Source organism: Candidatus Methylomirabilota bacterium, assembly GCA_035764725.1.
Classification (GTDB): Bacteria; Methylomirabilota; Methylomirabilia; order Rokubacteriales; family CSP1-6; genus DASRWT01.
Map to the genome: position 1 here is coordinate 25,332 of DASTYT010000086.1, position 22,465 is coordinate 47,796.

Consider the following 22,465-nt stretch of genomic DNA (forward strand, 5'->3'; position numbering starts at 1 on the left):
GCCCTCGACCGCGTGACTGCCGCCCCCGCCGACTACCGGCCTCCCTGGTGGCTGCGGGGGCGGCACCTGCAGAGCCTGTGGGGCCCGCTCCGGCGCCGCCCGCGCCGTCCCGCCTTCCGCCGCGAGCGGTGGGACACCCCGGACGGCGACTTCCTCGATCTCGACTGGCTGGCCGCCTCACCCGCGCGCGCGGGCTCGCCCTGCGTGGTCGTGCTCCACGGCCTCGAGGGCTCGTCCGAGTCGCACTACGTGCTGGGGTTGATGGGCCTGGTGGAGGAGGCGGGATGGCGCGGCGTGGTCGTCCACTTCCGCTCGTGCAGCGGCGAGCTCAACCGGCTGGGCCGCCTCTATCACTCGGGCGAGACCTCCGATCTCGAGTTCGTGGTGCGGCGCCTCATCGCGGCGGCTCCCGGCGCGCCCATCGGTCTCGCCGGCGTCTCGCTGGGGGGCAACGTCATCCTGAAGTGGCTGGGGGAGGGGGGCGAGACGGTGCCCGAGGAGGTCACCGCCACGGTGGCCATCTCGGTGCCCTTCGATCTCGCCGCGTGCGCGGCGGTGCTCGACCGTGGTCTGAACCGCCTCCTCTACACCGCGCACTTCCTCCGGACGATGAAGCCCAAGGTTCGCGCGAAGGCCGCGCTCTACGGCGAGCGCGTGGACGTGCGCGCGGCGATGCGCGCACGGACCTTCCGCCTCTACGATCGCCTGGTGACCGCGCCGATCTTTGGCTTCGCCGACGAGGAGGACTATTGGCGCCGGTGCAGCAGCGGGCCCTATCTCTCGAAGATCCGTCGCCACACCCTGCTGATCAGCGCCGTCAACGATCCCTTCATCCCGCCGGGGACCTTGCCGCGCGCGGAGGTGGAGCGCTCGCCGTGGCTCGAAGCGGTGTTCCCCGCCGAGGGCGGCCACGCGGGCTTTCTCGAGGGCGGCGGCGCGGGACCGTCGTGGGCGGAACGGCGGGCGGTGGAGTTCCTCGCGCGACACCTCGGACCCTCTGCTAGGATGCCCCAGTGATCCGTGACGCCTACGGCCTCGAGCTGACCACCGCCTCGCGCGAGGCCGCCGATGCCTACGACCGCGGCGTACACGCGCTGCTGGGCTTCGGCGCCGACACCGTCGCCGCGTTCGAGGGGGCGGTGGCCGCCGATCCGGGGTTCGCGCTGGGACGCGCGGGCCTCGCGGTGACGCTTTATCTCGACGAGCGCCTGGCCGAGGGACGCGCGGAGATGGAGCGCGCGGTGGCGGCGGCGTCGGCCTCGCCGCTCACCCCGCGCGAGCGCGGGAGCGTGGACGCCCTCGCCCTCTGGGTGGGCGGGCGCGGCAACGACGCGATCCCCGCGATCCGCGCGCTGCTCGCCGAGCACCCACGCGACATGCTCCTGCTCCAGCGTCTGTACTTCATCTATTTCTGGCAGGGCCGCTCGGCGGAGATGCTCGAGCTGACGGACGCCATCCGCGGGGCCTTCGCGGACGACTCGTTCATGCTGGGCCTCCATGCCTTCAGCCTCGAGGAGAACGGGCGCTACACGGAGGCCTTGCCGCTCGCCGAGCGGGCGATGGCGCTGAACCCCCGCGACGCCTGGGCGGTGCACGCGGCCGCCCACGTCTTCTACGAAACGGGTGAGAACGAGCACGGGGTCGAGGCCCTGCCGCCGCGCATCCATCCGTGCGACCACCTGGGCTACTTCCGCAATCACCTCCTCTGGCATCTGGCCCTCATGCACCTCGCCGCCGGGCGCTACGAGCGGGCGGCCGCCCTGTTCGAATCGGTGTTCGGCCGTATCGCGATCACGGTCGGCTCGGACCTCCAGGACTCGGTGGCGCTGGCCTGGCGCCTGGATCTCTTCGACCGGCCGGATCCCGCGCGGTGGCGGCATCTGGGGGCGGCCGCGCTGCGCTGGCTCGACATGCCGTTGCTGCTCTTCCACGACCTCCACGTGGGCATGGCGCTGGCCGCGGCGGGGGACTGGACGCACGCGGAGCTCCAGCTCGAGCGCCTGCGCGCGCGGGCGAAGAAGACGCGCAACGCCACGCTGCCGGAGGTGGTGGTGCCGCTGCTGGAGGGCCTCCATGCGTTCGCGCGCGGCGAGCACGCGGAGGCGGTCGCACGTATCGCGCCCGTCGAGTCGCGCATCGTCGAGATCGGGGGCAGCCACGCCCAGCGCGAGGTCTTCCACGACACGCTGCTGGTGGCCGCCCTGCGGGCCGGGGAGGTCGAGCGGAGCGAGGCGCTGCTCGAGCGCCGCCTCGCCAAGCGCCCCCATCCGGGCCACTACTGGAGCCATCGCTGAGGCGCGCGGCGCGGACGCCGGTGAAGGCGCGACGCGCGCGGGGCCGTGCGGCGGGCGGGGCGCTGTCGATCCGTCCGGGCACTGCGCGCGACGTGCCCACCATCCTCGCCCTCATCCGGGGTCTTGCCGACTACGAGCGGCTCCGCCACGAGTGCCGGGCCACTGCGACGGGTGTGCGGCGTCACGGCTTCGGCCGGCGCCCCTACTTCGAGACCCTCATCGCGCGTCGGGGCGGGCGTCCCGTGGGCTTCGCCCTCTACTTCTTCACGTTCTCCACGTTCCTCGCCAAGCCGAGTCTGTATCTCGAGGACCTCTTCGTGCTGCCCGAAGAGCGCGGACAGGGCGCGGGACGCGCGCTCCTCGCCGCGCTTGCGCGCATCGCGGTGCGGCGCGGCTGCGGCCGCCTCGAGTGGGCGGTGCTCGACTGGAACCGCCCGGCCATCGGCTTCTACAAGCGGCTGGGCGCGCGCTTTCGCCGCGAGTGGATTCTCACGCGCCTGACCGGCGCGCCACTCGCGAAACTGGGCCGGAGCGGATAGCGCTCGACGGGGCGCGCGGACGTGGCGGATCGCTTCCCGACTCGGTTGGCCACCGAGATCCAGAGCTGGATCCGCGAGGGACTCGTGTCCGCCGAGCAGGGCGCACGTATCCTCGCCCGCTATCCGCCCGAGGCGGGGTGGCTCTCCCGTCCCGCCGCCCTCTTCGGCCGCATCGGCGGCGGCCTGGTTGCGGCCGGGCTCGCGCTCGTCATCGCCCACAACTGGGAGTCCATTCATCGCTGGGTCAAGCTGGGTGGGCTGGTCGCGCTCATGCTCGCCGCCCACTGGGGCGGCCTCCGGGTGCGCGAACGGGGCTACATCGCGCTCGGTGAAGGGCTCGCGGTGATCGGCGGCGCGATGCTCCTCCTGGGGATCGCGCTCATCGGGCAGATCTACAACCTGTCCGGCCGCCCCGCGGACGCCGTCGAGCTCTGGTGGCTGCTCCTGCTGCCCGCCGCCTACGCTCGGCCCAGCCTCGCCCTCGGCGCGCTCGCGTATGGCGGAATCGTGGCGTGGTTCTCCATGCAGGCCACCGACCGCGGCACCCTGCTCGGCGGCGCGCTGGAGCGGGCGCCGATCCTCTGGAGCGTCGCGTTCGGTACGCTGGGCCTGGTGCTCCTCGGCCTCGGCATGCTCCACGGCGACGGCATGTATCGACGGCTGCGTCAGCTCCTCGAGCAAGCGGGGATCGCGCTGACCCTCACGGTTCTCATCGCGCTCGGCTTCCCGTTGTACCGCGAGCTCAATCTCGACTCGTGCCGCTGCGCCTCGGTGGCGATCGGCGTGTGGACGCTGCTGGGAGTGGCGGCCCTCCTGATCGGGGCACGTCGGCTGCCCGACGCGCCGCCGGGAGCCCGGAGATCCTGCCTGGCCCTGCTGCTGCTCCTGCCTCTGTGCCTCGCCGCCGTCCAGGTGCTGGTGGCCAGAGGGGCGCCGCTCTACGTGTGGAATGCCCTCCGCTATGCGAGCTGGGCGCTCACATTCGGCGTCTCGCTGGGCCTCGTGCTCTTCGGCGCCCGGTGGGGCCGCACTTCGTGGATCAACTGGGGCGTGGTGTCGCTGCTGGCGCAGGCGCTCGTCCGCTACCTCGACCTCTTCGGCACCATGCTCCAGACGAGCGCGCTCTTCGTCTCATCGGGCGCGCTCGTGCTGGGGCTCGGATGGGCGCTCGAGCGCATGCGCCGCCGGATGACGCGGCGTGGGGAGGCCGCGACATGATGCGGCGATGGCTCTTCGTCGCGCTCGTCCTGCTGCACGCCCTCGTGCTCCTCGGCTGGGGCGCGACCCTCGAGCGGGCGCGCGCCCGCGCGACCCACGTGCGGCTGGAGGTGCTGCCCGTCGACCCGCGCGACGTGCTGCGCGGCGATTTCATCGCGCTGCGCTTCGCGATCTCCACCCTCAGCGAGACGCAGTTCGTCGGGCGCCCGCCCGAGTGGCGCGACATCGGCCATCCCGTGTACGTGGCGCTCGTGGAAAAGAACGGGTCGTACGTGGCGGCGGCGGCGAGCCTGGACCGCGCGGCCTTGCCGTCCAGCGTCGGCCGCTTCATCGTGGGACGGGTGATGTATGCGCCGCAGTTGGGGCGCGTGTCGCCCCGCCCCCTGGGCATCGAGTATGGAATCGAGCGCTACTACGTCCCGGAGGGGAAGGGGAATCCCCCTCCGGGTCGGCGGGAAGCGGAGGTGGCGATCACCGACGACGGCCGCGCCTTCCTCGAGCGGCTCTTCGTCGACGGCAAGCCCTATCCGTGACGACTCGGGCGCGACCCTGGACGAGTCGCGCCCCTACGAGAGATAGGAGCGGAGCATCCAGGCCATCTTCTCGTGCTTCTCCATGAGGCCCGTCAAGAAGTCGCTGGTGCCGGCATCGCCGTACTTGTCTTGCGCGGTCTGAAGATCGGCCCGGAGCTCGCGGATCAGGTTCTCGTGGTCGGCGAGCAGGTTGGCCAGCATCTGCTTGGCGTCGGGCGTTTTCTTGGGGTCTTCCTTCAGCCGCGTGCGCTGGCTGAACTCGGCCAGCGTGCCGAGGGCGCGGCCGCCGAGACTCCGGGCGCGCTCCGCAACCTCGTCGATGAATTCGTCGAGCGCCTCGTACTGGGCCTCGAAGAACTTGTGGAGGTCGTTGAACTGCATCCCCTCCACGTTCCAGTGGTAGTTACGCGTCTTGGTGTAGAGCACGTATTCATCCGCAAGCACGGTTGAGAGGAGCTCCACCACGCCCTTGCGCATGTCGTCGGCGATTCCGATCTTGGGCTTCATGCGTGTCCCTCCCTTACCCCTTTAGTTGCGTGCCGGCGCCTCGCGGTTGCGACGATATACTACGACGCCGGCGGAGGGGGCCCGGGCGTCACGCCGGGCCCGCGGAGAGGCGCCGGGGCCCCCGGAACGCGGGCATCGAGCGCGGCGGCGGTACCCTCCGGCATCCTGATCTCGAGCCGCGGAACCGGAGCCTCGATCCCCGCCTCCTTGAAGGCGGCGAGCACCTCCAGACCCAGCGAGTTGCGGAGCGCGATCGAGTCCTCGATACGCGGCGTCCACGCCCACACGTCGAACAGGAGGCCGTTGTCGCCGGTGCCGTTGAAGAACACCAGCGGCGCGGGATCCCGCAGTACGCCCGAATGATTGGCGCAGACGTCCTTGAGGAGGTTCAGCACGCGCTGGGGATCCGTCCCGAAGGGGACGCGGAGTCGGAGATCGACGCGTCGGGTGCGGTCGGACAGGGTCCAGTTGATCACCCGCTCGGTGGCGAGCGTGCCGTTCGGCACGATGACGTCGCCGCCCTCGCCGGTGCGGACCATGCTCGCGCGGATACCGATGGAGCGGACCTCGCCGCTGAGGTCGCCCACCTGGATGACGTCGCCGACCTGGATGGAGCGCTCCACGAGGAGGATGAGGCCGGAGACGAAGTTATTCACCACCGCCTGGAGGCCGAAGCCGATGCCGACGCCGAACGCGCTCACGAGGATCGTCACGCGGGTGAGGTCCATGCCCATGGCGGCGATGGCGAGGATCAGGCCGAGGAGCAGGATGCTGTAGTGAAGCAACGTCGACACCATGTTCGGCACGCCGCGGGCCAGGGGGAGGCGGGGAAACACGTCCTCTTCGAGCACGAACCGGATCAGGCGTGACACGAGGAAGGAGAGCCACACCGTGAGGGCGAAGGCGGTGATGTCGCCCACGGAGAGGTTGAGGTTGCCGCGGGTGAGGGTCAGGCCGAACAGGGCCACCGTCAGGGCCTTGGCCTTCCAGATGAGCCCGAGATTGCCGAGGACGAGGAGCACCCACCCCGCCACGGACAGCCACCAGAGAATGTGCCCGAGACGCCGCTCGATCAGGAGCCGGTTCTGCTGCACGAGGCGTAGATAGGTGAGCGGCCCCACGCGGAGCGCATAGGTGAGCAGCGCCTGCGTCACCCGGAACAGCGCCTGGAGCAGCATCGCGTAGTACCCGACGGACAGGGCGCCGGACCCGAGCAGCCGTCCCAGCCGTGTGTAGCCGATGGCGCCGAGGAGGAAGCCGCATGCCATGGCGGCGAGCATGAGCATGGCCACGGCGCGCGCCAGATGCAGAGGCGACTCGTCCGGCTGGCGACGGTAGGAGAAGAGGAGCGCCACGATCAGCGTGATGGCCACGAGCATCTCGGCCAGGAAGAGGAGCTGGTTGAAGAGGGGTACCACCTCGGCGACGTCGTCGAGGCGCTCGATCACGAAGAAGACAGTGAGGGCGACGAAGCTCGGCTGCAGCGACCGCGGGGCGAGCACGGTGTAGACGCGAAGCACCGGGAAGACGCCGATGAGGAAGAGCAGGGTGCGCACGGGGCGCGGCAGGACGCCATAAAACCACGGGGACAGGAACAGCGCGAGGAGGAGGGCCATCGCGAACGGATACCGGAAGAGCCGCGAGGCCTCCGTCAGGCGCGGATCGGCATCCACCTTGGCGGGGACCCTTCTCCGCACCAGGTGGAAGCCCACCGAGAGCGTGATCCAGAGGAGCGCGTGGAGGATGATCTGGGCCCCGTGCGACTGGCCGAAGCGCCGCAGGGTCGCACTGTCCTCATCCAGCCACTGATGCACTCGGGCCGGGACTTCACGGAGCGCGTCGAGGTTCCGCACCGCCTGCCAGATCGGGGGGCGGTCCCGGGAGAGCAGCTGGCGCTCGGACGCTTCTCGTGCCGCCGAGATCCGCGCGAGCAGGTTCTCCACGCCCTCCGTCTCCTGCGAGACCCGGTCCTGCAGCAGCAGCACGTGCGCGCGCCGGGTCTTCAGAGTCGCTTCTGCGCCGCTGAGCGAGTTGAGCGTGGCTTCCACCCGCCCGACCACCGCGGTGGGGGCGCCCGTACGCCGTGCTTCGGTCCGCGTCGCCTGCCAGGCCGCGCGCTGCGCGCCGAGCTCGGCGAGATTGCTTTCCACCTGCGTGGCGTGACGGCTCAGCGTGGCCGCCCAGCCGTTGAGGAGGGCCCGCGCCGCGAGGAGCGGGCTCACGAAGTTGTCGAGCATCCCGGAGGACGGCGTGGCCGCGAGCGCCTTGAGCGTGGGATCGACGCGGCTGCGCGCGTCCTCGGCGACCGCGGGAAGGCGGCGCTCGATGGCCTCGATCTCCGCGCGCTGAGCGGGAGTCTCCTCCAGGCCGCGCAGCCGCGCCGACACCTCCTCCGAGCGGCGGACGATGTCCGGGGCGGGGATGGCCTGGGGCGCCGTGGGGGCCGCGGATGTCGCGGGGGCGGGCGCCGCCGCGGGGGTGGTCGTCGACGGCGTCGGGGCGGCGGGCGGCGTGGGCGGGGTGGGCGCCTGCGCGCGCGCGGCGCCGCATGGAAGCACGGCCGCGAGCACGAGGACGAGAATCAGCGGGACGCGCATGACCGTCAGGGCTGGCTCCGGCGCGTCATGGGCCGATCATACCGCCCGCTTCGGGTGCGCGGGAGCGGCAGATGCGTGCCCGCGGGTTCTCTAGAGCCGGGCCGCCACCACGGGGGGGATGCGGTTGCGCCATGGCGCCGCCGCCTCGAAGGCGGCCGCGGCCCGCAGCACGGCGGCCTCCGCCCGCCGCCGGCCCACGATCTGCAGTCCGACTGGCAGGCCGGCGGCGGTGAACCCGCATGGGACGGAGATCACGGGCAGCCCGGTCACCGTGATGCCATAGGTGAGGAAGAACCACTGCGTGTAGTTGTCGAGCGGCTTGCCGTTGATCTCGGTCGGCCAGGGCTGCTCCACCGGGAAGGGCGGCACCGCGACGGTGGGGAGGATCAGCAGGTCGCGCGTCTCCATGAACTCGCGCACGCGATGCCACAGCGCGGTCCGCGCCGTCTGGGCGTACGCGATGGCCCGCGGCGTCAGCGCCAGCCCCTGCTCGATGTTCCACAGGAGCCCCTTCTGCAGCTTGTCGCGCCACTGGGGGAGCTTGTCGGCGTGGCGCGCGACCATCGAGACGCCGCGCGTGCCAAGCACGATGTCGTTGAGCTCGGAGAAGTCGGGGCTGCCGTTCTCGACGCGCGCGCCGAGGCTCCGGAACACGCGCGTGGCGCCGTGGGCGATTCGCGCGATCTCGGCGTCGACCGGGATCAGGCCGTTCAGATCGGGAGTCCACGCGATGCGCAGGCCTTTGACGGAGGGGGACTTGAGCGCGCGCAGGAATTCGCGGGTGTCCACCGCGTAGGACAGCGGCGCGCGGTCATCCGGGCCCGCCATGGTGGAGAGCATGAGGGCGACGTCGCCCACCGTGCGCGCCATGGGGCCGGTGACCGACAGCGAGTCCCAGGCGAGCGTGGTCGGGTACTCGGGGATGAGGCCGGGCGTGGTGCGGAAGCCCACCACCCCGCAGAAGGCCGCGGGCGTGCGCAGCGAGCCGCCGAGGTCGGAGCCCTGTGCGATGGGACCCATGCCCGTGGCGAGCGCGACGGCGGCGCCTCCGCTCGAGCCGCCGCACGTGAGGGCGGGATCCCAGGGATTCCGCGTCGCGCCGAACACCGCGTTGAACGTGTTGCCGCCCGCGCCGAACTCCGGTGTGTTGGTCTTCGCAAACACGATGGCTCCCGCCGCCTTGAGGCGCTCGACGACCAGCGAGTCCTCCTTCGGCACGTCGTGCTCGTGCACCTTCGAGCCCCATGTGGTGCGGATACCCTTGGTGGGCGTGAGGTCCTTGATGGAGACGGGGACGCCGAACAGCGGAGGCAGCGCGCGACCGCGCTTGAGGCCGGCGGTCGCGCGCTTCGCCTCGGCGAGCGCGGATTCGCGCGCCACCGTGACGCAGGCGTTCACCGCAGCATTCACCGAATCCAGGCGCGCCAGCACCGCCTGCATGACCTCGAGGGGCGAGCAGGCACGCCTCTTGTAGAGGCGGACGAGGTCGGCGGCGGGGGTGTAGCAGAGATCGCGTGTGCTCAAGGGGTCGCTCCGGTCAAGAAGGCACGGGAAAGCCGCCGGCCCGCGCGGCCTACAGCACCTTTCGTGGATCGAGGGCGTCCCGGAGGCCGTCCCCGATGTAGTTGATCGACAGCACGGTGAGGAAGATCGCGGTGCCCGGGAAGAGCGCCCAGTGCGGCGCGAAGTCGAGATTGTCCTTGGCGTCGAAGAGGATGCGGCCCCAGGTGGGGATGTCGGGCGGGAAGCCGAGCCCGAGGAAGGACAGGGACGACTCCGCGATGATGGCGGCAGCCACGTCGAGGGTACCGGCCACGATCACCGGGCCCACCGAGTTCGGCAGGATGTGGCGGAGCATCTGGCGCAGGGGCGCCGCGCCCAGGCCCCGTGCCGCCTCCACGAACTCTTTCTCGCGGAGGGACAGGAACTGTGCGCGTACCAGCCGCGCCACCGGCATCCACCGGAGGCCGCCGATCACCGCGACGATGAGCACGAACACGCCGATCTCGGGGCTCAGTGCCTTCTTGAGCGTGTCGCGGAAGAGATACACGATGAGGAGCAGGAGCGGCAGGCCGGGCAGGCACAGGAAGAGGTCGGTGATGCGCATGAGGGTGTGGTCCACCGTGCCGCCGGTGAAGCCCGCGGTTGCGCCCACCGTGGTGCCCGCGATGATGGAGATGAGCATGGCGGAGAGGCCCACGGCGAGCGAGATGCGCCCCCCGTAGAGCATGCGGGCGAGCAGGTCCTGGCCGAGGTCGTCGGTGCCGAAGGGATGAGCCCAGGACGGCCCCTTGAGCTTGGCCTTAAAGTCGATCTCGTCGATGGGCACGCGATAGACGAGCGGTCCCACCATCACCGCGCCCACCATCGCGAGCAGGATCATCGCGCCGACCAGGGCGAGGCGATGGCGCCGGAAGCGCCGCCAGGCCTCAGCGGTGAGCGAGGTCGCGGGGCGGCGGATGGGGGCGGCGGGCGCCCCCGTCAGCGCGCCCGCCGGGCTACCGGTACGAGATGCGGGGATCGAGCCAGCCATACAGGAGATCCGCGATCAGGCTGAAGATCACCACCAGCGCCGAGAAGACGAAGGTGATGGCCATGACCACCGGGGTGTCGTTGGCGAGAATCGAGCTGATGAGCAGCGAGCCGATGCCGGGCACGCGGAAGATCTGCTCGGTGATGAGGGCGCCGGCGAAGATGGTGGGGATCTGGAGGGATATCAGGGTCACCACCGGGATCAGCGCATTGCGGACGACGTGCTTCACGATGGTGACACGCTCGGCCAGGCCTTTGGCGCGCGCGGTACGCACGTAGTCGAGCTGCACCACGTCGAGCACGGCGGAGCGCATGAAGCGCGTCATCGAGGCGGCCTGGGCCAGACCCAATACGGACACCGGCATGATCGACTGCCGGATGTGCTCCCACCACCAGCGCCAGCCCGTCGCGGTGATGTCGGCCCGGTAGATGAAGGGCAGCCAGTCGAGATAGATGCTGAAGAGGAGGATGAAGAGCAGGCCGGTGAAGAATGTGGGGAGCGAGAAGCCAATGAACGCGCAGGTGGTGGCGATCTGGTCGAATAGGGAATACGGGCGCGTGGCCGAGTAGACACCGATGGGGATCGCAATGAGGAGGCCCAGGAGCTGCGCAGCACCGATGACCACGATGGTGGTGGGGAGGCGCTGCATGATGAGGGTGGCCACGTTGACCCGGCTTACGAACGAGAACCCCCAGTCACCCCTGAGCATGGCGGTGAACCAGCGGACGTAGCGCACGGCGACGGGGTCGTCGAGGCCGAACTGCGCCCGGAGGTTCGCGCGCACCTCGGGCGGCACGTTGGGATTGGTCGCGAGCTCCTCGAAGGGGTCGCCGGGGGCCAGCGCCAGGATCGTGAACAGCACGAGGCTGATCCCGGCGAGCACCGGGACCAGGATCAACAGGCGCCGGATGAAGTACTTGGACATCGATACCGCGGGAAGCGGGCCCGGCCCCCAGAGGCCGGGCCCGCTCGCACGCCCGCTCTAGGCCTCGCGGTACCAGTTGTGCAGCGCCCAGAAGTCGGAATCCCAGCCGCTCTGCTCCATGCGGAGCGTGTTGGCCACCGCGGCCACGCGGGGGCGGAACACGACGGGGATCACCACGACGTTATGGATGACCAGCTCGTTCATCTTGATGAAGAGGGCCGCCCGCTTAACGGGATCCAGCTCGGATTCGGCCGAGCGGAAGAGCTTGTCGTACTCCTCGCTCTTCCATCGGGTGATGTTGCGGCCCTGCCACTTGTTGTCCTTGGCCGCGACCTCCCACGACGTGAACTGGAGCATGAAGAGCTCCGGATCGGGCTGCGTCATGGTGGTCGTGAACATCTGGATGTCGGTGGAGAAGTGGGCGTAGGTGTCCGGGTTCGCCACGTCCGACGAGAAGAACACCGACGCGGTGACGGACTTGAGCTCCATCTCGATGCCGGCCTTGGCCGCGGCCTGCTTGACGATGGCCTGGTTCTTTTGCCGGGGCGCGTTGATCGAGGTCTGGTAGAGCATCTTCAGCCGCTTGCCGTCCTTGGCCCGGATGCCGTCGCTGCCCTTCTTCCAGCCCGCCGCCTCCAGGATCTGGCTGGCCTTCTCCACGTTGAACTCGAACTTCGTGGCCTTGGAGGCGTAGCGCGACGGCTGGTTGAGGAAGTTGGCGGTGGCGATGCCGGTGCGCCCGTAGATCTGCTCCTGCACGGAGGCGCGGTCGACGAGGAGGTTGAGGGCCTGGCGCACCGCGGGATCGGTGAGGAACGGGTGGGGCGCCTTGAGGCTGGAGCGCTCCCCGTCGACCTCCTTGTAGGGATCGGTGAAGTTGATCTGGATGTGCTCGATGTTGCCGCCAGAGACGATGTCGGCCCTGCCCTTTCCCCCCTGCTCCAGGCGCTTGAGGATCTCGTCCTCGACCTGCATGTTCCACGCGTAGTCGAACTCGCCGGTCTGGATGACCGCGCGCGCCGCCGACACCGCGTCGCCGCCGCCCTTCATCTCGATGGTGTCGAAGAAGGGCCGGTTCGGCATGTGATAGCCCGAGAAGAGCTCGCCACGCACCATGTCCCCGGGCTTGAAGTCGACGTACTTGTAGGGGCCGGTGCCGATGGGCTTGAGGTTGGCCGGTGCCTCGCGCGACTTGTCGCCCTTGTACGACTCAAAGGCGTGCTTGGGGAGCACCATCCCGCCCACACCCACGAAGGCGTCGGCCCAGAACGGAGTGGGCTTCTTGAAGGTGATCTTGATGGTGTGACTGTCAACCTTCTCGACCTTGAGGTCCTTGTACGTGTTGATGTTCCGCGAGGCGGTGGCAGGGTCGGCCACCCACTCGGCGGTGAACACGCAGTCGTCCGCGGTGAAGGGCTTGCCGTCGTGCCAGACCACGCCCTTCTTGAGCTTCCACGTCACGGAGCGGCCATCCTTGGACACGCCGCCGTTCTGCACCGTGGGGATTTCGGCGGCGAGGTTGGGCGACAGGTTCCCGTCCGGATCCCAGGACGCCAGCGGCTCGTAGAAGATGCGCGAGCCGTCCTGATCCTTGGTGCCGGTGGCGAAGTGGGGGTTCAGCAGCGTGGCCCCCTGCCACCAGAGAGTCTTCAGCTGGCCGCCCCCGCCGCGCTTGGTCGGCTTGTAGGGTGCCGCCTTCGTCTGGGCCTGGGCCACGCCCGCGGACGCGAGCAGCTGACCGGCCATGGGCGCGGTGAGCCCGAGGCCCACCATCATCTGCACGAAGCTGCGGCGGCTCAGGTGGCCTGCCTTGACCTGGCCGATCAGCTGTCGAAGATCACGCTCTTCCATTAAAGGTCCTCCTGGGTGGGTCGGCGGTGACCGCCCGGCGCGAGCTCGGACGGCTCCATCCTTATAAGCTGCACGAGGGAAACTGTCAAGGGCGGCGAGGGGTTCCGCCGCCCTTGCCCGTCGATTGCGCCGTAAGCCTACGCTTCCTTGTACCAGTAGGGCAGGCGCCAGAGCGTCCCGTCCCAGCCGGTGAGGTCCATGCCGCGGAGCTTGGCGCTCGAGCCGGACACCCCGTTGCGCCAGAGCACGGTCATGACCGCCACGTTCTGAATGACGAGGTCGTTCATGCGGATGAAGAGGGCCGCGCGCTTGACGGGGTCGACCTCGCCCTCCGCGGCGCGGTAGGCCCGGTCGTACTCTTCGTTGCGGAAGCGCGTGATGTTGCGGCCCTGCCAGCTGTTGGCCTTCTGCGACACCTCCCACGAGCAGAACTGGAGCATGAAGGGCGCGGGGTCGGGCGCGCTCATGGTGGTGTTGTACATCTGCAGATCCGAGTAGAAGTGCGGGTAGGTGTCGGGGTTCGCGGGATCGGAGGAGAAGAACACCGAGGCCACCACCGACTTCAGCTCGATCTCGATGCCGGCCTTGGCCGCGGCCTGCTTCACGATCGCCTGGGTCTTCTGCCGCGGGGCGTTGATCGAGGTCTGGTAGAGGAACTTCAGACGCTTGCCGTCCTTCGCGCGGATGCCGTCGGCCCCGCGCTTCCAGCCCGCCGCGTCCAAGATCTGATTGGCCTTCTCGACGTTGAACTCCCAGCGGTTGTTCTTGGAGTTGAAGCGGGAGGGGGCGTTGAGGAAGTTCGCGGTGGTCTGGCCGCCGCGCCCGTAGATCTGCTCGTGCACCGCCGAGCGGTCGATGAGGAAGGTGAGCGCCTGGCGGACGGCGGGGTCGGACAGCGTGGGATGCGCGGTCTTGATGCTGGAGCGCTCGCCGTCTACTTCGGTCCACGGGTCCGTGGTGTTGCACTGGATGTGCTCGGGATTCCCGGTGGGCCAGATGTTCACGCGGCCCTTGCCGCCCTGCTCCAGCCGCTTGAGGATGTCGTCCTCGACCTGGAGATTCCACGCATAGTCGAACTCGCCCGTCTGCAGCACCGCGCGCGCCGCCGAGGCGGCGTCGCCGCCGCCCTTCATCTCGACGTGGTCGAAGAACGGGCGGTTGGGAACGTGATAGGCGGGATTGATGTCGGCGCGGACCACGTCGCCGGGACGGAAGTCCACGATGCGATACGGCCCCGTGCCCACCGGTTTGAGGTTGGCCGGCGCCTCCTGGGCCTTGGCGCCCCGGAAGGGCTCGAATACGTGCTTGGGGATGATCATGCCCCGCACACCGCAGAACGAGTCCGACCAGAAGGGCTGAGGCTTCTTGAAGGTGATCTTGACGGTGTGACTGTCCACTTTGTCGATCTTGCTGATCTCGGTGTAGGACCCCGTGGTGACGGTCTTGTTGGCGGGATCGATCACGAACTCGTAGTTGAAGACCACGTCGTCGGCGGTGAAGGGCTTGCCGTCGTGCCACTGGACGCCCTTCTTGAGCCGCCACGTCACCGAGGTGAGGTCCTTCGCGAGCCCGCCGTTGGACACCGTGGGCAGCTCGGCGGCGAGCACCGGCACCACGTTGCCGTCCGGATCAAAGCCGGCGAGAGGCTCGTAGAAGATGCGGGAGGCGTCCTGATCCTTGGTGCCGGTGGCGAAGTGCGGATTGAGGAGCGTGGGCGCCTGCCACCACAGCATCTTGAGCGCGCCGCCCCCGCCGCGCTTGGTGGGCACGAAGCTCGTGCCCTGTGCATGCGCGCGGGGCACGCCTCCGGCGGCGAGCATCTGGACAGCCAGCGGCGCGGTGAGGCCGAGGCCGACCATGGTCTGCACGAAGGCGCGCCGGCTCAGCCGTCCGGCCTTGACGTCGGCGATCAATGCGCGAAGGGCATGCTCGTCCATGTGGGACCCCCTCCGGGTGGGTTACGCCCTTATACGGGCGCCCTCCGATGGTGTCAAGAATCCGCGCCCCCGCGGCGATGTCAGGGCGCGAGCCAGTCGGCGAGCCCGGCGAGCGTGGGGAAGGTCTGGAGCGCCCGCGCCGGGCTCGACGGCGCGCCGTGCGTGCGGTTGATCCAGGCCGCGGGAATGCCGAGGGCGGCGCAGGGCGTGATGTCGTGATAGTGGCTCTGCGCCGCGTGGACCCACCGGGCGCCGCCGATCACGGCGCGCGCGGCGACGAAATGGGGCGACGCCGGCTTGTAGGATCGAACCTGCTGCGCGGTGATCACGATCTCGAAGCTCGCGGCAAGAAACCGCGCGCTCCACACGAGGAGGTCGTCGTCCACGTTGGAGAGAATGCCGAGACGGTAGCCCGCGGCGGCGAGGCGGCGCAGCGCCGCGTTGGTGTCGGGGAACTGCGGCCACGCGGGCAGGCTCTCGGCGAGGAAGCCGGCGCGCTCGGCGGGGAGCGGCCAGGCGAGCCGAGCCGCGACCCGCCGCGCCGTCTCCGCGAGGATGTCCCGATAGAGGCGGTAGCCTTCTTTCTCCACCGCCGCCTCCACCTCCACGTAGAGGCCCACCGCCGCCGCGGTGTCCACGGGGTGGCCGATCTTCACCGCCTCCGCCGCGAAGGCCTGGCCGATGCCACCCTCCCAGTCGATGAGGGTGCCGTAGCAGTCGAAGGTGACGACGTCGTAGAGGCGTTCGACCATGGTGTCTCCTCGGTGCCGGGCTGCCGCGGCCCGCTCAGCCCTCCATGCGCCACTGGGCGATGTTCCAGAGGTTGGACTCCCAGGGCGAGATCTCGACCCCGCGCAGCCGCGCGGAGACCGCGGTCGCGTCGTTGCGCCAGAGCACCGGGATGACCACGACGTTCTGGACGACCAGATCGTTCATCTTGATGAAGAGGGCGGCGCGCTTCGCGGGATCCATCTCGCCCTCGGCGGCGCGCCACAGTCGGTCGTACTCGTCGCTCCGCCAGCGGCCCGAGTTGCTGAGCGACCACTTGTTCTCCTTGGACGCAATCTGCCACGACGTGAAGCGCTCCATGTAGAGCTGAGGGTCGGGCCGGCCCATGAGCTGCTGGTACATCTGCAGGTCCGCGTAGAAGTGCCGGACGGTGTCGGGATTCGCCGCGTCGGACGAGAAGTACGCGGAGGCCACCACCGACTTGAGCTCGACCTCGATGCCGGCCCGCGCGCAGGCCTGCTTGACGATGGCCTGTGTCTTCTGGCGCGGGGCGTTGGTGGAGGTCTGGAAGAGGAGGCGGAGCCGCCGCCCGTCCTTGACGCGCACCCCGTCTGTCCCCCGCTTCCACCCCGCCGCGTCGAGCGTGGCGCTCGCGCGCTCGACGCTGAACTCCCATCGGGTGTTCGGCGAGCGGAAGCGGAGGGGCGCCACGAGGAAGTTCGGCGTGGTCTCGCCCTGGCGGCCGTAGATCTCCTGCTGGATCGCGCCACGGTCCACCAGCATCGCGAGGGCGCCCCGCACGGCGGGGTCGGTGAGCAGGGGATGCGTGGTACGGGCGCTCGCCCGCTCGCCGTCCACCTCTTTCCACGGGTCCGAAAAATTCAGCTCAACGAACTCGGTGCTGCTGCTCGACGTGAAGAGTACCTTGCCCTTGGCATTGACCTCGAGACGACGGAGCAGCTCGTCCTCCACCTGCATGTTCCACGCGAAGTCGTACTCGCCGGTCTGGAGCACCGCGCGAGCGGCGGAGGCGGCGTCGCCGCCGCCCTTCATCTCCACGGTGTCGAACCAGGGCCGCCCCGTGGTGTGGTAGCCGGGGAAGCGCTCCGCGCGCACGGTGTCGCCGGGACGGAAGTCGACGGCACGGAACGGCCCCGTCCCCAGGGGCTTGAGATTGGCCGGCGCCTCGCGCGACGCGCCGCCGCGATGGCGTTCGAAGACGTGGCGCGGCAGGACCACGCCGGCGGCGCCGCAGAACGGGATGGCCCAGAAGGGCACGGGCCGCTTGAAGAGCACGCGGAACGTCTGGTCGTCGAGCTTCTCCACGCGCTCGAGGTCCCGGTAGGCGGAGATGGAGGTGGCGGCGGTCGCGGGATCGGCCGCGTATTCCCACGTGAACACGCAATCGTCGGCGGTGAGGGGCCGCCCGTCGTGCCACGTGACGCCCTTCTTCAGCCGCCAGCGCACCCAGGTGCCGTCGCGCGCCAGCCCGCCGTTGTCGCGGGTGGGCAGCTCGGCGGCGAGCTGCGGGACGAGGTTGCCCTCGGGGTCGAACGCGGCGAGCGGCTCGTAGAAGAGCCGGGCCGCCGCCGCGTCCTTCACGCCGGTGGCCAGATGCGGGTTCAGGATGGTCGGCGCCTGCCAGTACAGGAGGCGCAGGGGACCGCCGCGGCGCGCGGCCGCCGGCGGCGCCTGCGCGCGCGCCGGGCGGGGCGGCAGGAGCTGAGCGGCGAGGGGCGCGCTGATGCCGAGGCCGGCGAGGATCGCGAGAAAGCGCCGCCGCCCGAGCCGTCCCGAGGTCACGTCATGGGCGAGAGCGCGGAGCGCGGGCGCGTCCACGACGACGCCCTAGCGCGCCCGGGCGCCGAGCATGCTGACCGCCACGTCGATCGCCTCCATCATGCTCTCGGGATTGGCGATGCCTTTCCAGGCCCGGTCGAACGCGGTGCCGTGGTCCACCGACACGCGGAGGAAGGGAAGCCCCACCGTGACGTTGACGCCGGACAGTCCCGTCCACACGCCGGTCTTCTGGTCGAACGTGAAGCCCAGCGTCTTCACCGGCACGTGGCCCTGGTCGTGGTACATCGCGACCACGATGTCGAACTCGCCACCGCGGGCGCGCGAGAAGAGCGTGTCGGCGGGCAGGGGCCCGTGGACGTCCAGGCCCGCGCGCCGCGCGGACTCGATGGCGGGGCCGATCTCCCGCTGCTCCTCGTCGCCGAAGAGTCCCTCCTCGCCGGCATGGGGGTTCAACCCGCACACCGCAATGCGCGGGCGCGCGACGCCGAGGAAGTTCATGGTCTCCTGGGCGAGCGCGATGACGCGGCCCACGCGCTCGCGGGTGCAGAGCTCAGGGACGCGCCGCAGGGCCACGTGGGTCGTGACGTGGATGACGCGCAGCTCCTTGCCCATGAGGAGCATCGCGAAGTCCTTGGTGCCGGAAAGCTTGGCGAGGATTTCGGTGTGCCCCGTGTGCTGATGCCCGGCGGCGGCCAGCGCCTCCTTGTTGATGGGCGCGGTGACCATCCCGTCGATCGCGCGGCGCTGACAGAGCCCCACCGCCGTCTCGATGTAGGCGTACGCGGCACGGCCCGCTTCCGGGCTGACCGCGCCGCGCGGAAGGCTCGCCATGTCCACGTTCGCGAGGTCGAGGCATTCCACGGTGCCCGGCGCGTAGCGGCAGTCCTCCACCGCCTTCACGCGGTGGAGCGTGAGCGGGGCGTGGAGGAGCTCGATGGCCGCGGCGAGGGCGTCGCCCGCGCCCACCACCACCGCGCGGCAGGACGCCGCCACCTCGGGCACCGCGAGCGCCTTCACGGTGATCTCCGGGCCGACCCCGGCGGGGTCGCCCATGGTGATGCCGATGCGCGGCGCGTGCATGGTCATGATGCGGCTCCTCCCAGAAGCGTGAGAAAGAGATCGGGCGCGCCGAAGCCGCCGGCCTTGGTGAGGAACGGCACGCGACGCGCGGCCGAGCCGGCGCCCAGCGTGAGCGTTCCCAGGGCGAGCCCGCTGGCCGGGGCGCCGGCGAGATCGAGCCGCGGCGTGCCCAGCGCGCCACCCAGGGCGGCGATCGTCGCGAAGGCCGTCTCGCCGCCGGTGACGGCGAGGAGATCGACGGCGGTCTCCGCCACCACGCCCGCGACCGCGCGGGCCAGCGTCGCGGCGACGGTCTGCGGCTCGAGGGCCGGCGCGTCCGCGAACGCGAGGAAGGCGGCTCGACCCGCGCGCAGCGCGCGCGACACCGCGGCCAGATCGGACGAGCGCCCCGCGTCGAGCCACACGCCAGGCACCCCCGCCGCCTCCAGCGCGCGCGCCTGAGCATGGCTCGCGGGATGGCGGCTCCCTACCACCCAGAGCCAGGCGCCGGGGCGAGGCAGGGAGGCACGCGGCGCCGGATAGTCGAGCGCCGCCGCGAAGGCGCGCCCGAGGCCGGCCGAGCCCGCGACGAGGAGATCCGGGCGGCGCGCCGCCGCACGCGCCAGCACGTCGAGGTCGGCGTCCGACTCGGCGTCGGCGGCGATCACCGCGCCGCGCGCGGTGGCCAGTCGCTCGCCGACCGCGTCCGCGCCCGCCCGCACCTCCGCCAGCGGCAGCCGCTTCACCGGCCGTGTGAGCGCGGGCTCGAGCATCGCCACGAGTTCGGAGGTCGCGCCGGGATAGTGACGGTCGCGGCCGACGGGGGACTCGTGCGCGAGCGCGCCGTCCACCCAGAGGCGCCCGTCGCGCACGATGCGGCCCTGGGCGGGGAAGGCGGGACAGAGGAGGGCGCCGCCGCACCAGCCGCCGGCCTCGAGGAGGCCCTCGAGCTCCGCGCCCACCGGCCCGCGCATGGTCGAGTCGACCTTCTTGAAGGCGCGGCCGCGCTCGAGCCGCGAGGCCAGTCGCGCGGCGGCGGCACGGAGGCGGCGGCCGGCCTCCGACGCCGGCAGGGCGCGGCTCTCGGTGTCCACGGCCACCACGGGCGCCTCGCTCGCGGTCAGCGCGGGCTCGGCGATCACCCCCACCGCGCCGCGTCCGGCGAACAGACAGCCCGTGTCACAGGCCCCGGTGAGATCGTCGGCGAGGACGGTGACGGCCATGCGTATCCTGCACCCTATCACACGGGCCGGGGCGCCCGGACGGCGCGCCGGTGCCGTGTATACTGCCGCTGTGTCACGCCTCTTCGCCTCGCTCGCCGTGCTCCTAGGACTCCTCGTCCCGGCGTTCGTACCCGCCAGCGAGCCGGCCAAGGAGCTCGAGCTGGCGCGCCCCGCACGCGCGCAGACGGTGCAGCCCTTCGAGGTCGCGACGCCCGAGGGGGGCACGGTCTCGCTCGCCGAGTACCGCGGCCGCGTGGTGCTTCTCAACTTCTGGGCGACGTGGTGCGAGCCCTGCAAGGAGGAGATGCCCGCGATGGAGCGGCTCTACCAGAGGCATCGCGCGCAGGGGCTCGTGGTGCTGGCGCTCTCCAACGACTCCGAGGGCTCGACGCAGCGGGTGAAGCGCTTCATCAAGGAGAGCGGCTTCACGTTTCCGGTGGGGCTCGATCCGCGCCTCAAGGTGGCGAGCCTCTACCGGGTGCGCGTCCTGCCCTCGAGCCTGGTGATCGACCGCAAGGGCACGCTCAGCTTCATTGCCGTGGGCCCGCGCGAGTGGGACAAGCCGGCAGCCCATCAGCTCTTCGAGTCTCTTCTGAAATGAAGGTTCCCACGTAATGGAATCAGTGGGGATTATCGTTGCGTTTTCGGCCGGCCTATTCTCGTTTCTCTCCCCCTGCGTCCTCCCCCTCTTCCCCTCCTATCTCTCGTTCATCACCGGGATGTCGGTGGAGCGCCTGTCGGGCGAGGTGACCGCCGGCACGCGCGGCCGCGTGCTCGTGCACTCCCTGGCCTTCATCGCCGGCTTCACCGCGGTGTTCGTCAGCCTCGGCGTGTCGGTGAGCGCGGCCGGCCAGTTCCTCCTGGACTACCGCGACTGGATCCGCATCGCGGGCGGCATCCTCATCATCGTCTTCGGCCTCTACATCGCGGGCGTGCTGCGGGTGGGATTGTTCGGCCGCACTGCGCAGCTCCAGATCCGGGAGAAGCGCGCGGGCCTGCTCGGCTCGTTCGCCGTCGGCCTCACCTTCGCCATCGGCTGGACGCCCTGTGTAGGACCGATACTCGGCTCCATCCTCACGCTCGCGAGCAATGACAAGACGGTGGCTCAGGGGACAGGCCTGCTCCTCGCGTACTCCGCGGGGCTCGGCATCCCCTTTCTCCTCTTCTCGCTGGCCCTCGGCGCCTTCCTGCGCTTCTTCAAGCGCTACCGCGTCTTCATCCCCGTGGTCGAGCGCGTGGCGGGCGTCCTGCTGATCGTGGTGGGTGTGCTCGTGGTGTCCAACTACTACATCGCCCTCAACGCGTGGGCGCTGACGCTGACCCCCGAGTGGCTACTCAAGCGGCTCTGACATGCGGGTGAGCGTACGGGTACCCGCCACGTCGGCCAACATCGGCCCCGGCTTCGACGTGCTCGGGCTGGCCCTCGGGCTCCACAACGAGGTCACCGCCGAGGAGAGCGACCGCGTCTTGGTCACGGTCGAAGGTGAGGGAGCGGGGGCGCTTCCCACCGGGCCGAGCAACGTGGTGGCGCGCGCCGTGCGCCAGGCCTTCGAGCTGGCCGGCCGTCCTTTCCGTGGCGTGATGCTCCACTGTGTGAACCGCATTCCTCCCAGTCGCGGCCTCGGGTCGAGCGCGGCGGCGTGGGTGGCGGGCCTGGTGGCCGGCGGCGCGCTGGCGGGCAATGCCTTGTCGCGCGAGGCGCTGCTCGATGCCGCCGCCCGCGCCGAGGGCCATCCCGACAACGTTGCGGCCGCCCTCCTGGGCGGACTCACGGTGTCGTGCGCAAGCGGTGATCGGATCACGGCGATCTCGCTCCCCGTGCCGGCGGCGGTGCGGTGGGTGGTGCTGATTCCGGAGGCTCAGGGCTCCACGCGCGAGGCGCGCGCGGTGCTGCCGCCCACGGTGTCGCGCGCCGACGCGGTGTTCAACCTCCAGCGCGTGAGCCTGCTCCTCGCCGCGCTAGGGGGCGGGCGGCTCGACCTCCTGCCCACCGCGCTCGACGACCGGCTCCACCAGCCCGCGCGCTGGCGGCTCTTCCCCTGGCTGCCCGCGGCGGTAGCGGCGGCGCGGTCGGCGGGCGCCCTCGGCTGCGTCCTCTCGGGCGCCGGGCCTGCGCTGCTGGCCGCGGTGGAGGGCCCGGGCGATGCCGTCGCGCGCGCGATGGAGACGGCCCTGCGCGGCGAGGGCGGGGCCGGCCGTGCGGTGGCGCTGTCCGTCGACGGAACGGGCGCCACCTGCGAGCGCGTTGCTTGACTCCCTCTCCGGGGGGGCAGTACCATGACCTCACGAGATGCCCAGGGGGCCGATGACGTGATCAAAAGCGACGGCTGGATCAAGCGGATGGCCCTCGAGCAGGGCATGATCAAGCCCTTCGAGGACCGGCAGGTCCGAAAGGGCATGATCTCGTACGGCGTGTCGTCGTACGGCTACGACCTCCGCATCTCGGACGAGTTCAAGATCTTCACCAATATCAACAACACCATCGTCGATCCCAAGGCCTTCGACCCACGGTCGTTCGTGGACTATCAGGGCGACGTCTGCATCATTCCCCCCAACTCGTTCGCCCTGGGGCGGTCGGTCGAGTACTTCAAGATCCCACGCAACGTCCTCACGATCTGCGTGGGCAAGTCCACCTACGCGCGCTGCGGCATCATCACCAACGTCACGCCCTTCGAGCCCGAGTGGGAAGGCTACGTGACCCTCGAGATCAGCAACACCAC

At 70.5% G+C, this 22,465-nt stretch carries 20 protein-coding genes; 9 read left to right on the plus strand and 11 right to left on the minus strand.

Annotation, left to right across the window (positions count from 1 at the left end; translation table 11 throughout):
- Positions 1 to 12 precede the first annotated feature (12 nt).
- From VFX14_13705 to VFX14_13725, 5 genes are read left to right on the plus strand one after another with little or no spacing between them, the layout of a single operon-like run.
- Positions 13 to 1,017 carry an alpha/beta fold hydrolase gene (locus tag VFX14_13705; GenBank protein HEU5190737.1) on the plus strand — a complete coding sequence of 335 codons (1,005 nt, stop codon included), beginning with the start codon at positions 13 to 15 and terminating at the stop codon, positions 1,015 to 1,017.
- Complete coding sequence (locus VFX14_13710; protein ID HEU5190738.1) at positions 1,014 to 2,294, plus strand: hypothetical protein; 1,281 nt, start codon at positions 1,014 to 1,016, stop codon at positions 2,292 to 2,294. Before VFX14_13705 ends, VFX14_13710 begins: the two co-directional genes overlap by 4 nt.
- Before the next feature lie 20 nt (positions 2,295 to 2,314).
- Positions 2,315 to 2,833, plus strand: a complete 519-nt coding sequence (locus VFX14_13715) for a GNAT family N-acetyltransferase (protein ID HEU5190739.1) — start codon at positions 2,315 to 2,317, stop codon at positions 2,831 to 2,833.
- A 21-nt stretch (positions 2,834 to 2,854) separates the two neighbouring features.
- Positions 2,855 to 4,051 carry a DUF2157 domain-containing protein gene (locus VFX14_13720; protein ID HEU5190740.1) on the plus strand — a complete coding sequence of 399 codons (1,197 nt, stop codon included), beginning with the start codon at positions 2,855 to 2,857 and terminating at the stop codon, positions 4,049 to 4,051.
- Positions 4,048 to 4,584 carry a GDYXXLXY domain-containing protein gene (locus tag VFX14_13725; GenBank protein ID HEU5190741.1) on the plus strand — a complete coding sequence of 179 codons (537 nt, stop codon included), beginning with the start codon at positions 4,048 to 4,050 and terminating at the stop codon, positions 4,582 to 4,584. Before VFX14_13720 ends, VFX14_13725 begins: the two co-directional genes overlap by 4 nt.
- A gap of 33 nt (positions 4,585 to 4,617) precedes the next feature.
- Here the strand turns inward: VFX14_13725 and VFX14_13730 are convergent, their stop codons facing one another.
- From VFX14_13730 to VFX14_13780, 11 genes are all read right to left on the minus strand, one after another.
- On the minus strand, positions 4,618 to 5,091 hold the full coding sequence (locus VFX14_13730; GenBank protein ID HEU5190742.1) for a DNA starvation/stationary phase protection protein: 474 nt from the start codon (positions 5,089 to 5,091) through the stop codon (positions 4,618 to 4,620).
- A 59-nt stretch (positions 5,092 to 5,150) separates the two neighbouring features.
- Positions 5,151 to 7,688, minus strand: a complete 2,538-nt coding sequence (locus VFX14_13735) for a mechanosensitive ion channel domain-containing protein (protein ID HEU5190743.1) — start codon at positions 7,686 to 7,688, stop codon at positions 5,151 to 5,153.
- 90 nt (positions 7,689 to 7,778) lie between these two features.
- The gene (locus VFX14_13740) at positions 7,779 to 9,212 is read right to left on the minus strand and encodes an amidase (GenBank protein ID HEU5190744.1); all 1,434 of its coding nucleotides are present in this window, start codon (positions 9,210 to 9,212) and stop codon (positions 7,779 to 7,781) included.
- 49 nt (positions 9,213 to 9,261) lie between these two features.
- Positions 9,262 to 10,221 (minus strand): ABC transporter permease, encoded by a 960-nt coding sequence (locus tag VFX14_13745; protein HEU5190745.1) that lies wholly within the window; start codon positions 10,219 to 10,221, stop codon positions 9,262 to 9,264.
- Complete coding sequence (locus VFX14_13750; protein HEU5190746.1) at positions 10,187 to 11,146, minus strand: ABC transporter permease; 960 nt, start codon at positions 11,144 to 11,146, stop codon at positions 10,187 to 10,189. The genes VFX14_13745 and VFX14_13750 overlap by 35 nt, the downstream gene beginning before the upstream one ends.
- Positions 11,147 to 11,203: 57 nt before the next feature.
- Positions 11,204 to 12,997 (minus strand): peptide ABC transporter substrate-binding protein, encoded by a 1,794-nt coding sequence (locus tag VFX14_13755; protein ID HEU5190747.1) that lies wholly within the window; start codon positions 12,995 to 12,997, stop codon positions 11,204 to 11,206.
- Positions 12,998 to 13,134: 137 nt separating this feature from the next.
- Entirely contained in the window at positions 13,135 to 14,934 is a 1,800-nt protein-coding gene (locus VFX14_13760) for a peptide ABC transporter substrate-binding protein (protein ID HEU5190748.1), read from the minus strand.
- Between the two features lie 80 nt (positions 14,935 to 15,014).
- Entirely contained in the window at positions 15,015 to 15,686 is a 672-nt protein-coding gene (locus VFX14_13765; protein HEU5190749.1) for an HAD family hydrolase, read from the minus strand.
- 34 nt (positions 15,687 to 15,720) lie between these two features.
- Positions 15,721 to 17,502: a peptide ABC transporter substrate-binding protein gene (locus VFX14_13770; GenBank protein ID HEU5190750.1), complete on the minus strand. Its 1,782-nt coding sequence runs from the start codon at positions 17,500 to 17,502 to the stop codon at positions 15,721 to 15,723.
- A gap of 9 nt (positions 17,503 to 17,511) precedes the next feature.
- On the minus strand, positions 17,512 to 18,549 hold the full coding sequence (pdxA, locus tag VFX14_13775) for a 4-hydroxythreonine-4-phosphate dehydrogenase PdxA (GenBank protein ID HEU5190751.1): 1,038 nt from the start codon (positions 18,547 to 18,549) through the stop codon (positions 17,512 to 17,514).
- Positions 18,546 to 19,745, minus strand: coding sequence for a four-carbon acid sugar kinase family protein (locus VFX14_13780; GenBank protein HEU5190752.1), 1,200 nt, complete (start codon positions 19,743 to 19,745; stop codon positions 18,546 to 18,548). The genes pdxA and VFX14_13780 overlap by 4 nt, the downstream gene beginning before the upstream one ends.
- 70 nt (positions 19,746 to 19,815) lie before the next feature.
- On the opposite strand from VFX14_13780, the gene VFX14_13785 reads away from it, so the two are divergent.
- From VFX14_13785 to dcd, 4 genes are all read left to right on the plus strand, one after another.
- Entirely contained in the window at positions 19,816 to 20,346 is a 531-nt protein-coding gene (locus tag VFX14_13785; GenBank protein ID HEU5190753.1) for a TlpA disulfide reductase family protein, read from the plus strand.
- 13 nt (positions 20,347 to 20,359) lie between these two features.
- Positions 20,360 to 21,094: a cytochrome c biogenesis protein CcdA gene (locus VFX14_13790; GenBank protein ID HEU5190754.1), complete on the plus strand. Its 735-nt coding sequence runs from the start codon at positions 20,360 to 20,362 to the stop codon at positions 21,092 to 21,094.
- A 1-nt stretch (position 21,095) separates the two neighbouring features.
- On the plus strand, positions 21,096 to 21,998 hold the full coding sequence (gene thrB, locus VFX14_13795) for a homoserine kinase (protein ID HEU5190755.1): 903 nt from the start codon (positions 21,096 to 21,098) through the stop codon (positions 21,996 to 21,998).
- Positions 21,999 to 22,085: 87 nt separating this feature from the next.
- Positions 22,086 to 22,465, plus strand: a 380-nt coding sequence (gene dcd / locus VFX14_13800) for a dCTP deaminase (GenBank protein HEU5190756.1), incomplete at its 3' end; no start/stop codon positions are given.

Excerpts from the sequence above, each read along its gene's own strand:
- VFX14_13725 (HEU5190741.1), top strand. The coding sequence starts at position 4,048 with ATGATGCGGCGATGGCTCTTCGTCGCGCTCGTCCTGCTGCACGCCCTC.
- VFX14_13730 (HEU5190742.1), bottom strand. The coding sequence starts at position 5,091 with ATGAAGCCCAAGATCGGAATCGCCGACGACATGCGCAAGGGCGTGGTG.
- VFX14_13735 (HEU5190743.1), bottom strand. The coding sequence starts at position 7,688 with ATGCGCGTCCCGCTGATTCTCGTCCTCGTGCTCGCGGCCGTGCTTCCA.
- VFX14_13745 (HEU5190745.1), bottom strand. The coding sequence starts at position 10,221 with ATGGCTGGCTCGATCCCCGCATCTCGTACCGGTAGCCCGGCGGGCGCG.
- VFX14_13750 (HEU5190746.1), bottom strand. The coding sequence starts at position 11,146 with ATGTCCAAGTACTTCATCCGGCGCCTGTTGATCCTGGTCCCGGTGCTC.
- VFX14_13755 (HEU5190747.1), bottom strand. The coding sequence starts at position 12,997 with ATGGAAGAGCGTGATCTTCGACAGCTGATCGGCCAGGTCAAGGCAGGC.
- VFX14_13760 (HEU5190748.1), bottom strand. The coding sequence starts at position 14,934 with ATGGACGAGCATGCCCTTCGCGCATTGATCGCCGACGTCAAGGCCGGA.
- VFX14_13765 (HEU5190749.1), bottom strand. The coding sequence starts at position 15,686 with ATGGTCGAACGCCTCTACGACGTCGTCACCTTCGACTGCTACGGCACC.
- pdxA (HEU5190751.1), bottom strand. The coding sequence starts at position 18,549 with ATGACCATGCACGCGCCGCGCATCGGCATCACCATGGGCGACCCCGCC.
- VFX14_13780 (HEU5190752.1), bottom strand. The coding sequence starts at position 19,745 with ATGGCCGTCACCGTCCTCGCCGACGATCTCACCGGGGCCTGTGACACG.
- VFX14_13790 (HEU5190754.1), top strand. The coding sequence starts at position 20,360 with ATGGAATCAGTGGGGATTATCGTTGCGTTTTCGGCCGGCCTATTCTCG.
- thrB (HEU5190755.1), top strand. The coding sequence starts at position 21,096 with ATGCGGGTGAGCGTACGGGTACCCGCCACGTCGGCCAACATCGGCCCC.